The sequence below is a fragment of the Haemophilus haemolyticus genome (assembly GCF_001008205.1).
Classification (GTDB): domain Bacteria; phylum Pseudomonadota; class Gammaproteobacteria; order Enterobacterales; family Pasteurellaceae; genus Haemophilus; species Haemophilus haemolyticus_Q.
The window spans coordinates 16641-28870 of record NZ_LCTK01000033.1; the positions used below are offsets into that span (position 1 = coordinate 16641).

9 protein-coding genes are annotated in these 12230 nt (G+C 36.8%); all 9 read right to left on the reverse strand.

From position 1 onward, the window contains the following. Positions 1 to 6 precede the first annotated feature (6 nt). Positions 7 to 2484 carry a fimbria/pilus outer membrane usher protein gene (locus AAX18_RS07695; RefSeq protein WP_230599572.1) on the reverse strand — a complete coding sequence of 826 codons (2478 nt, stop codon included), beginning with the start codon at positions 2482 to 2484 and terminating at the stop codon, positions 7 to 9. A 65-nt stretch (positions 2485 to 2549) separates the two neighbouring features. Next, positions 2550 to 3245 carry a fimbrial biogenesis chaperone gene (locus AAX18_RS07700; protein ID WP_046953473.1) on the reverse strand — a complete coding sequence of 232 codons (696 nt, stop codon included), beginning with the start codon at positions 3243 to 3245 and terminating at the stop codon, positions 2550 to 2552. Positions 3246 to 3314: 69 nt separating this feature from the next. Next, the gene (locus tag AAX18_RS07705) at positions 3315 to 3851 is read right to left on the reverse strand and encodes a fimbrial protein (RefSeq protein ID WP_046953474.1); all 537 of its coding nucleotides are present in this window, start codon (positions 3849 to 3851) and stop codon (positions 3315 to 3317) included. Positions 3852 to 4001: 150 nt separating this feature from the next. Then, positions 4002 to 5342, reverse strand: coding sequence for a replication-associated recombination protein A (locus tag AAX18_RS07710; RefSeq protein ID WP_046953475.1), 1341 nt, complete (start codon positions 5340 to 5342; stop codon positions 4002 to 4004). Between the two features lie 60 nt (positions 5343 to 5402). Next, entirely contained in the window at positions 5403 to 6020 is a 618-nt protein-coding gene (gene lolA, locus AAX18_RS07715; protein WP_046953476.1) for an outer membrane lipoprotein chaperone LolA, read from the reverse strand. Between the two features lie 17 nt (positions 6021 to 6037). Continuing rightward, on the reverse strand, positions 6038 to 8809 hold the full coding sequence (locus tag AAX18_RS07720) for a DNA translocase FtsK (RefSeq protein ID WP_046953477.1): 2772 nt from the start codon (positions 8807 to 8809) through the stop codon (positions 6038 to 6040). A 1-nt stretch (position 8810) separates the two neighbouring features. Further along, positions 8811 to 9290 carry a leucine-responsive transcriptional regulator Lrp gene (lrp, locus tag AAX18_RS07725; protein WP_005626005.1) on the reverse strand — a complete coding sequence of 160 codons (480 nt, stop codon included), beginning with the start codon at positions 9288 to 9290 and terminating at the stop codon, positions 8811 to 8813. A gap of 122 nt (positions 9291 to 9412) precedes the next feature. Further along, a complete protein-coding gene (gene radA, locus AAX18_RS07730) occupies positions 9413 to 10789 on the reverse strand; it encodes a DNA repair protein RadA (RefSeq protein ID WP_005626006.1) in 1377 nt (458 codons plus the stop codon). A 125-nt stretch (positions 10790 to 10914) separates the two neighbouring features. Continuing rightward, positions 10915 to 11952, reverse strand: a complete 1038-nt coding sequence (locus AAX18_RS07735; protein ID WP_046953478.1) for a CYTH domain-containing protein — start codon at positions 11950 to 11952, stop codon at positions 10915 to 10917. Positions 11953 to 12230 lie beyond the last annotated feature (278 nt).

Below are 12230 nucleotides of genomic sequence, written 5' to 3' on the forward strand. Positions count from 1 at the left end.
CCTTTTTTATCGATGACAGATTGCATCAATCTGTTTCATTTCTGTCGATTTTTTATCCAACTTCACTACATAGTCAAAATGACATTGTGCCTTACTGTCCATTCCCCACATAACAGTAATTTTTCCTTTCTCCTTGCTGAGATTATTGGCAAATAAAATCCCGCCTTGTGCGATATAACCTACAATATTACCAACGTCGTCTTTAGCCTCTGCACTCATTGGAAGTATTAGACCATCTTGATCTCGTAATTTAAATAACACCATGGTATTTATACGAGAATCAAAATTGACAACACTAATGCTATTGGCCCTTGGAATCACCTGTTTCTCTGTCGCTGAAAATTCCACATTAATTGGCAAATTTGTAGGATCAATACCAGCATAGTTTATGCTATAAGGAGTAGAATAAGGCACGATTGCATTACCAAAATAATCTAAAGTTTGCCCTTGACCTGTGTTGGTAACTAATGCACCAGCCGCGTCTTTAGCATGAATAATCATAAAACTATCACTCACAGAATTACCTAATGTGATACCATGAGGATGTGCGACAATTGAACCACTCAAACCTAATGAATATTGAAGATTTTTATCCTGATCTTGACTAATTGTGCTGCGATATTCAGCAAAGTTATTACGATAATAAGCATTAGCTGAAAGAGTACGTTCGCGACGATCATTGGTACTAGCTGATAGGCTATAGTTAAATTGGTTATATTCCCCAATTGCATCACTAAAGGTAGTTTGTACGCTATTTTGCTCTTTGCTATGTGTCAAGCTAGTTGACAGACTTGAATTACCCTCTCCAAACGGTATCGATAAGCTTAAATACACACTGTTTTCTCGATTCTTAGTATCAAGATCAATTGATTGAGAAAAACCGAATTGGTAACTGACACTCTTATAATTATTGTTATAGGCAAGCTGATATTCATTTCTTGCACCAGTCTTATTCCAATAACGATAAGTAGAACCTATCAGATAAAGCGATCCTAAAGTTTCCCCTAAACTCTGATTAATTGATATTTGATACTGATTTTTAGGGCGGAAATTTTCAATATATTGAATGCTCTCATCATCAATAAAATCACTATGATTTGCCCAAATAGTATCCCTTAATGTATAAAAATCTTTAGAAGAATAACGATAAGCAGCCAAAGTTAAATTAGTATTGGTCGAAAGCAAATTAACGCTGTAGTTAGCGTGTAAACTATAGCCTCGTTTCGTTTGGTTTGAGTTTGAAAACGTGGTTTTTGCAAAGGTTGCATCAGTTGAAAATGCACCTATTGGAGTATTAAAGCCAGCCCCCACCAAAGCAGATTGGTAATTTTTATGTAAAACCAAACCACTATTAAGAGTTAAGTTATTTAATAAACCATATTGTAAAGAGAATTGAGCTACTCTATCTGGGTAAATATCCTTGCCATAACGATAACGGCCAGCCGACATATGATAACGGAATTGTCCAAATCGAATTAATGGAGCAACAGAAGCATAAGGAACGATAAACATACGTTTTTGACCATTTGCTTCCATAATTTCAACAGATAAATCACCACTTGAACCGCTAGGATATAAATCAGAAATAACGAAAGCACCTGCAGGTACTGTAGTTTGATAAATAACTACACCATTTTGGCGTATTGTCACACTAGCATTAGTATTCGCAACTCCCTGGATGACAGGGGCATATCCTCTTTGCGAAGCCGGTAACATTCTATCATCTGAAGCAACCTGAATACCGCGCAATGCCATATTTTCATTAATTGGGCTTGTAGTAAAAAAATCACCTAAAGTAACTAAACCACGAATAGTTGCAAAATCTTTCTGCAGATAGGTCTCACTAGTGCTATAGTGACTCTTTTCAGAAGTTTCGTTTCCTAAACTATCTTTTTCTTTAAAAAAATATTGTGAGCCACGATGACGTAATGCCAAACTACCTAGATTAGCACCAGCACGAATACCTAAATAAGTTTGCTCAAATCTACTACCTTGAGATTGATAGTGATAATTATCGACATCATAATTTACAAATGCTGCTGCAACACCGTCTTCCCATAGTGTTGATGGAATATAATCCCTTGGGTGCTGTATGGTTAATGCTTGGGGTAAATTAACCTCTAATTTAAGTAAACTAGTATCAAAAGAAAAATTGCCTTTGAGTGTTTTTTCTGCTGCTACGCAATCACCTTCAATTGGTTGAGTATAGGCATCTTTTTTTAAATCTAATAAATTGACCAAATCAGGTGTAAGACAAAGAACAACTTGTTTATTTTGCTCAGCAAAAGTGAGGGATAAATTTCCTTTATTTTTACCATTGACATAGACATCAGCAGGGTATTTTCCTGCTAATACACCATTTTTATGATTAAAACGACTAATATCAATGTTTTTATCATCTTCACTATGCCGTAGAAAATCGCTGTCAAATTCATCTTTTGCTATTACTTGCTGTAAACTGAAATAGCCAATAAGAAGAGACAATAGAGTTCGTCTAAAAAACATATTTTTGCAACGCATAATTTACCATGCATTTATAATTATTTATTTTATTGTAGTGGAGATTCGCCAGTTTCATCGCCGCCATAATCGTTTACTACACTCCATTTTACTGTTGAACCTGGTTTTATGCCTTTAGCCTCAAACAAATGCTGAGAGAAAGGAGGGATCATCTCTTTAGGATGAACTGTTTGCCCACCTATTTGAAAATGATTATAAGTAATATAGTATGGGCTCTGATTATCAATATTTATCCCATTAGATTGAATTTTCCACTTAACCTGTTTATAAGCGTCAGATGGCGTAATTTTCAATCCACTTGGACGGTAAAAAAATTTTAAACGACTTCTAATAGCAAGTTGTAAATAATTTGGGTTGTTTTGTAAGTCGCTATCGCTTGGTTTTGGCGGAATATCAAGCAAATTAAAATAGAAAAGAGATTCTCTATCCTGAGCTAAGGACTCTGTATTAGTAAAGTTTATACGCAATGTCTGCCCAGCGTTTGCCTCTACACGAGTGACTGGAGGGGCAATAATAAAAGGAACAGATTCCGTATTTGGATTACTACTAATATTACCTTTATCTAGCCAAGACTGTACCAAAGATGGCTCATTTCCGACATTAGTCAATTGAACACTAATACTTTTTTGATCTGCTGGATAAATAACTCTAGTACCTGTGATAACAACATTAGCATAAGAAAAAAACGGCATGATCCCCAGTAGAAAGAAAGTTTTTTTGAACATTATTTTATTAACCTATATCTTATTCAAAAATAGGCTAAGAACAGGGAATTCTATAGCCTATTTCTTCTATTATTTATAAACAATATCGTATTCAACTTTCGCTGTTACATCTGTAGGCTCTACACCAGCCTTAGCCGCATAGTATTGTGCATAATATCTTAAAGAAACATCTCCATTTGCTCCGATAGTAACATAATCATTTGAGTTATCGGGGTATTGTAGACCAATATTTTCACCTACTGGAATAATTCCAGTTACACTATGTTGAAGTAATTGGATTTGTACTTTATCAACGTTAGGGCCTGTAGCTTTATTCAACAAATTATGCGATGTTTCATCAACATACTGTGCATTAGGTAAAAAATAAGCTGCCACCTTACTTGCATCAGCTTTATTTGCTGCACATCCTCTAACTTTTATATCAAAAGCAGTTCGTCCTGCAACACTTCCAACTGAAGGTAATGCTGATTTAGAAATGGTTGGCAGTTTAACTGTTAAATTTTTACTATCCGTCTCAACCTGACAAGTTTGATCAACAATTTTACCAGTAAAAGTAACTGTTCCATCATTTGCTGATGCCCCTATGGCTATGCTTAGCCCTAACACTAAACTCGCAGCAAAGTTAGTTTTTTCATAAGAATCTCCTATCTTTCATATAAAATTAAAATAATAAATTAGTCGCCTTTATTTTTACATATTCTATGTAATAAAAGCATTATAATTATACAGATAATTTAAAATAATACTAACTCAAATTTATTTATACCGCTTTTTCACCGCACTTTTATCTTGCTCGCGTAATCGTTCTAGTTTTTCCTTAATCTGAATTTCCATACCTCTATTTGTCGGAAAATAATATTGAGTATCTTTTAATTCAGACGGGAAATAATTTTCACCTGCCGCATAAGCGTTAGGTTCATCATGAGCATAACGATATTCAGCACCATAGCCAAGCTCTTTCATTAAATTAGTCGGCGCATTGCGTAAATGTGGTGGAACATCGTAATCTGGCAAATCTTTCGCTTGCTGTTTCGCAGTGTTAAATGCGGTATAAACGGCATTACTTTTTGGCGCTACCGCAAGATAGATAATGGCTTGGGCAATGGCTCGCTCCCCTTCATAAGCCCCCACTCGAGTAAAGCAATCCCATGCGGCCAATGCAACTTGCATGGCGCGAGGATCTGCATTTCCCACATCTTCTGAAGCAATAGCAAGTAATCGGCGCGCGACATATAAAGGGTCTCCCCCTGCTGTTAAAATTCGTGCATACCAATACAATGCAGCATCTGGTGCAGAACCGCGAACAGATTTATGTAACGCAGAAATTAAATCATAGAAGCGATCACCTTGTTTATCAAATCTCGCTTGGCGTTCGCCTAAGACTTCTTTTAATAAAGTGCGGTCAATTTTCTTTCCATTTTCCGTTTCATCTGCCATATCCACCATTAATTCGAGGCAATTCAAGGCTAATCGCGCGTCTCCATTAACATATTCGGCAAGCACTTGCAGTAAATTCTCTTCTAAAATTAACCGCTCTTTACCCAATCCACGTTCAGGATCTTCTACAGCTTGCTGCAAAACTTGTTCAATTTCAGCCGTTGTGAGTGATTTCAGCACATAAACTCGAGCACGAGAGAGCAACGCATTATTTAGCTCAAAAGATGGATTTTCTGTTGTCGACCCAATGAAAATAACGGTTCCGTCTTCAATGTGCGGTAAAAATGCATCTTGCTGACTTTTATTAAAACGATGGACTTCATCCACAAATAAGATAGTTTTACGATCTGCAAGACGATTTTGTTTTGCACGATCAATGGCTTCACGAATTTCTTTGATGCCACTCGTCACCGCAGAAATTCGCTCAACTTCTGCATTAATGCGTTGCGCTATAATTTCTGCGAGCGTTGTTTTTCCCGTACCTGGAGGCCCCCAAAAAATCATAGAATGAATATGTCCAGCTTGAATAGCTTTACGCAGCGGCTTACCTTCACCAATAAGATGAGTTTGCCCAAAATACTGCTCTAGACTCGTTGGACGCATCTTGGCTGCCAGTGGACGGAAATCATTTTCGGCAAAATCAAAATTGAGGTTAGACATTTTTATTTCTCACAAAATTGAAGGGCGTATTTCTACGCCCTTGTTTAAAATAATCATTTGTTATTTTTTACGTTGGTCATCAACTTCAACGGCTTTTTCTGGCTTGAATTGGAACAAGCTATCAGACAAGGTTTGATTCGTAATATTACGTAAAACATAAAGATTGGTTTGCCCATCTTTCTCGGTCGTACTGAAATTTCTTAATACGCCATTGACATCGACGCGAATATCAAATTGCTTGATATTACTTTTTGAAGATTTGGGTTTCAATACGAAAGTATCCACTTGTTGCATAACCGAATACTGATCCCAATGGCTTTTATCGTTACTTGTAAGCAAAACGAAAGGTGTATTATTCACCGCATCTTTAACCCATTGTGCTGTTACTTGTTGCACAAATGGATCGTAGAACCATAAGGTTTTACCATCAGAAATAATCTGGGTTTCTTGAGGGGTTTTAGTATCCATACGGAATAAATTTGGGCGTTTAATTTGAAGTTTGCCACTTCCTTGTTGAACATTTTTGCCACTTCCAGATGTCACTGTTTGCACAAATTCAGCGCTTAACACATCGACTTTGGCTAAACGCATTTGCAATTCACTTGCCGCATCAGCCAATGCCAAATTACTCAAACCAAGTAAGGCAAGTGCGGCAAATTTTAACGCTGTTTTTTTCATTTTACTTTCCTTTTAAATTAGTAGTCTGGACGACGCGATAAAATCTCACGCTTACCATTTTGCATTGGGCTGACAATCCCTTGTTCTTCCATTTGATCCATAATACGCGCTGCTCGGTTAAAACCCACGCTGAATTTACGTTGAATAGAAGATACTGAAGTTGTACCGGTATTAATAACAAAATCCATTACTTCATCAAAGAGTGGATCTAATTCCCCACCACTTGATATTCCTTTTTCTGTACCTTCCTCATCGTCAGCACTTTCTAAAATACCATCAATATAATCAGGTTTACCACGTGCGCGCCAATCATCCGCAATACGAATAACTTCATCATCACTCATAAAGGCACCATGAACACGCACCAAATCCGATGAACCTTGCCCCGAATAAAGCATATCACCACGGCCTAAAAGAGCTTCTGCGCCACCTTGATCAAGAATAGTGCGTGAGTCAATTTTACTTGCAACAGTAAAGGCAATACGACTTGGGATATTCGCTTTAATTAAACCTGTAATCACATCGACAGAAGGACGTTGTGTGGCTAGAATTAAATGGATACCGATAGCTCGCGCTTTTTGTGCCAAGCGAGCAATGAGTTCTTCAATTTGCTTACCTGCTACCATCATTAAATCAGCAAATTCATCGACAATAACCACAATATAACTCAATTTTTTCAATGCGGGTGGCATTGCATCCATTGTATCACCAGGTCGCCAAATTGGATTCGGCACTGGCATTCCCATCGCTTCGTATTCATCAATTTTTTCGTTGAAGCCTTCAATATTGCGGACACGTAGAGCAGAAAGCAACTGATAACGGCGTTCCATTTCATCTACACACCAACGCAATGCATTAGCGGCTTTTTTCATATCTGTTACAACAGGCGTTAGCAAGTGCGGAATATCATTATAAACTGAAAGTTCAACAACTTTAGGATCGATCATGATGAATTTCACATCTTCTGGTTGAACACGATAAAGTAAACTTAAGATCATCGTATTCACGCCAACAGACTTACCTGATCCCGTTGATCCTGCCACCAACAAATGTGGCATTTTCGCTAAATCAACAATCACTGCCTTTCCGCTAATATCTTTACCTAAAGCCATTGGCAAAGTGGCATGAGTATCACGGAATTCGCTGCTATCTAACACATCACGTAATGGCACCATTTGACGATGAAGATTAGGTGTTTCAATACCAATATAAGGCTTGCCAGGAATAGCCTCTGCCACACGAATTGAGCGGAACATTAATGCACGCGCCAAATCAGTATCAATACTCGTTACTTTTGACGCTTTTACCCCAGGTTGTAATTCTAATTCATAGCGAGTAACAACAGGGCCAACAAGCACATCTTTTACAGTCGCTTTCACATTAAAATTACGTAATTGTTGTTCAATACGTTGGGATGTTTCAAAAACTTCTTCTTGCGTAATATTTTGTTCCACTGCAGGATGTTTTGATAATAAATCTAAACTTGGCAACGGCGTACTAGGCTTTTCACGTTTAGTTGTTTGCTGTTGGAATGCAGGATGAATCAAGCTACCGCTATAACCTTTATAATTAGGTGATTCCTCTTGATTTTTGTCTAATTGAACATCCCTTATATCATCCTGTAAGGATACATTAAATTTTAATTCATCATCACCCAGGCGTACTTTTTCATCAGCCTGAACATTAAAATTATTATCCGCCATTTCAGTATTCAAGGATTCATGAGTCGGTTTTAATGAAACTGTTGGCATTTCATCATGTGTAAGCAAAGAAACTTTAGTAAAATCATCCGCACTTTCATAAATTGATTCATCATCTTGAACAGTAGGTTTAACCGACTTATTCCAAACTGGAACAAAATCATTTTTACTTACTGTTTGTCCATGCGAATCACTCGACAAATTCACGCTAGGTAATGATTCAGATTCAAACTCAAGAGAAAACTGAGGTTTTACACTCTCTTCAGGAGAAACTTCATATTCTGATTTAATAGAAACCTCTGAATTTAAACCATGAATATTAATTAAATGCGAAGGTTGCTCAACTGAGTTGTCTTCTGCCTCTAAAGACGATTTTTGAGTTTCAATCTCACTATTTGGTTCTACATTAAGATTATTTTGATCTAGATTTTCTGTTTCTGAACTATCGGATTTTACAATCACGATTTGCTCTAATTCTTCCGTTGACATTTCTTGCTCAACACGTTCTTCCTGCTCATTTTTCATTGTCAACCAATGATAAAAGGCCACAATCAATCTAATTAATGAGGCTCCAGAGCAAAAAATAAAACCAATTAAAGCAAATGTAAAACCAATTAAAATAGCTCCGAATTTACCTAATGCTGGATAAAGCCAATTTACAACAAGTGAACCGCCTACTACTCCACCACTTAAATAAAAGGCATTGCTTGATAAAAGCAACATACTCATCACACAAAGCCCAATAATCAACATAGTAAAGCCAAAACTACGTAAAATAATTCGAGTACAGGAAAGATTTTTAACTGCTCTTGTTTTCAATAAATAGACAGGTACAAAAAAAACTGCAAAAGGAATAACATGGGCGACATAGCCTAAGAAAACAAAAGAAAGATCGATAATCCACGCACCAAATGCGCCAACTTTATTAATTGTTTCACCATGCGCACCTGCCGTTGCCCAAGAATTATCAAGCGGAGTATAACTTGACCAAGCAATAATTAAATAAAGCCCGAAAAGTGCGGTCAATCCAAGCAAAAGTTCAGCTAAATACTGTCTTGGCGTAAATCGTTCTGTTATTTGTCTAATCATATTATTTCAATACAAGGAAATTGGTTTGTTTTACTTCTTCCATCACAACATAAGTGCGAGTGTCATTTACACCAGGTAAACGCAATAATGTCGTCCCCAGCAATTTTCGGTATTCAGCCATGTCGGCAACACGAGTTTTTAATAAATAGTCAAAATCGCCCGATACTAAATGGCATTCTTGAATTTCTTCCAACTCTTGAATCGCAGCATTAAATTCCTCAAATACATCAGGTTTTCCACGAACTAACGTAATTTCCACGATCACAAGCAAAGGCGCTTCCAATAATTCAGGATTCAACAACGCGCGATATCCCATAATTACGCCTTGTTTTTCTAAACGTTTCACACGTTCTAAACAAGGCGTGGGTGAAAGCCCTACTTTTTTCGACAAATCAATATTAGAAATTTTACCGTTGCGTTGTAATTCATTAAGAATTTTTCTATCAATCGCATCCAGCGCTTTATTCAGTTTTTTTTCCATTTTCTTATTTTTCTTTGAATAAAAAGTATGTTTATTTTAACAAATTTTGCTAATGTTTTCAGTACAACGGAATTAGATAATTCATTTCAATTGAGACTATTAATTATCTCTAATGGAATTATTTAGAAATTATCCAATACAGCTAGCGCATCGGAAAGTTTCTTCACCGTAAAAACTTGCATATTTTCGACCGCACTTTTCGGCTTGTTACCAAAAGGAACAATAGCACGTTTAAAACCATGCTTTGCCGCTTCACTAATACGCTCTTGCCCACTTGGCACAGGACGAATTTCTCCCGCTAATCCAACTTCACCAAAGATCACTAAATCTTGTGGCAAGGGGCGATTACGGAAACTAGAAATTAATGCAAGCAACAAAGCCAAATCCGCACTTGTTTCACTCACTTTTACACCACCAACGACATTTACAAAGACATCTTGATCAGCCATTTGTAAGCCACCATGTCGGTGTAACACCGCCAATAATAGTGCTAAGCGATTTTGCTCTAATCCCACCGCAACACGACGAGGATTAGCTAACATTGAATGATCCACCAAGGCTTGAATTTCCACTAAAAGAGGGCGAGTGCCTTCCCAAAGTACCATAACGGAGCTGCCCGATGTAATTTCATCACCTCGACTTAAAAAGATTGCTGATGGATTTTTTACTTCTCGCAGACCTTGCTCAGTCATACCAAATACGCCTAATTCATTCACCGCGCCAAAACGGTTTTTGTGACTACGCAAGGTACGATAGCGAGAATCGGCTTCGCCTTCTAATAGTAATGAACAGTCAATGGCATGCTCTAACACTTTTGGCCCGGCAAGTGTTCCGTCTTTCGTTACATGCCCCACCATAATAATGGCGACTTGGCGAGTTTTCGCATAACGAGTAAGGAAAGAAGCACATTCACGCACTTGAGCTACACTTCCCGGTGATGATTGAATATCCGCCAAATGCATTACTTGGATCGAATCCACCACTATAATTTGAGGTTTTAATTGATCCGCTAAGTTACAAATCTGTTCCACAGAGGTTTCTGACAACATTTTTAATTGATCGTTTGGCAATCCCAATCGACTTGCACGCATCGCAACCTGTTGTAATGATTCCTCTCCCGTTACATAAAGTGCGGTCATGTTTTTCGCTAAACCGCACATGACTTGTAATAACAAGGTACTTTTCCCTGCACCAGGATGTCCACCAATTAAAATCGCACTGCCCGGTACAATCCCTCCACCCAGTACGCGATCTAATTCATTAAAGCCACTGGAAAAACGAGGAGTTTCTTGCAAACTAATTTCAGAGAGCGTTTGAATTTTTGCCTGAGTTTCACCTGCGTAGCCACTAAAACGATCGTTTTTTGATTTTGCTATGGAAATTAACCGCACTTCCGTAATTGTATTCCACGCTTTACAAGCCGAGCATTGCCCTTGCCAACGAGAAAACTCCGCACCACAATCGTTACATACATAAGCTGTTTTCGAGGCTTTAGCCATTTTTTATCCTTATCATCCTTTAACCTAGTATTCATATACCTACGGCTAAATATCATTATATTATTCAGGGCGAGCTTACATAATGCCTAGAAGTATAGCTTACCCATTTGCACGGTTGATTCGCATTACGCTGAAAATCTCATTAATTTGATCATTCGCTCAAAATAAACTCGACTTTTCAAAAGTGCGGTCAATTTTTCAATAGTTTTTTCATTGTCTTTCGTTTCACTATGAAAACGAATCAAATCACGGATTTCAGCAAAAATTTTCTGATTGCGTTCTAACAAAGCTGATAAGAGCGTTTCTTTTTGTTTCTCTGTTGCCACTGCATCTAGGATTTTTCCATTTTCATCATAATAATGATAAAGATTAAAAAATGCCCCAACTCGCTCCACTGTTTTCATAAAATCTTGGCTAAAAAGTGCGGGAGAAAAGGATAAGGTTTCTTCCAAAAGTTTCTGTTCCATTTTCAACACGGAATTAAATTTTGCACCAAAATCTACCGCACTTTCTTCTCGTTCTTCTTTTAAGAAATCACGCCATTTATTTAACCAATCTGTTAAAAATTGTTTTGAACCTAGTAAATAACCACGCTTCGCTTTACTTGCGCTACTAAAATAAATATCTCTTTCGAAAGGCAAAGTTTCCACAAAATCAAAAAGATCCTGCACATTGCCAGATTTCAATTCAAACTCAATTTCACAAATAGGTTGCTCAGATACTCCTGAAATAATTTTGCCTTGATCGAACGCCACTTCAATTTTGGATTGTTGAAATTCAACTAACCAAAAAGTGCGGTTAAAATCTGTGGAGAAAATAGGTTGTAGTGTAGAACTAGGTAATTGTTCAAAAGGATAAAGCTCTCTTAATTGGGCATTAGTTGGCGTTTCTTTTTCTGTTAATGGTAAATTATATTCTGGGCGACTATGTAATCCACCAACAACTTCGCCATTAGTTTTAAGCGTTAATGTAAGTTCCTGATCTTCTTGACGAATACGTAATCCCATCTTTTGTTTAGCAAGAAAATGATCAGGATAGTCATAATAAGTATTGCTCAAAAATAAATCTTGATGATCTAAAATCGTAAATTTTGCAAGATATTGTGGCAATTCAATACTGATTTGTGGCGAAATCGCCAATTTTAATTCAATTTCTTGTAGCATAATATTCCTTACTCAAATTAACTGTTTGAATATACAATACAATAGAAATAAATCAAGATTTTTGTGGTGTTTTACTTTACATATTAAATAGCTATAAATGAATTTATATTTATTGTGAAGTATTTTCCTATAATTAAAATATAGGAAATTATAAATGAAAGGTTATTCAAAAATTATGTGACAAATTTTCATTATATGAAATTGAATAAATTGTAAATCAAATTTTTAGATTTATAACTGAAAGATTTCATTTTAGCGGAGAATATGATTCGAACTGT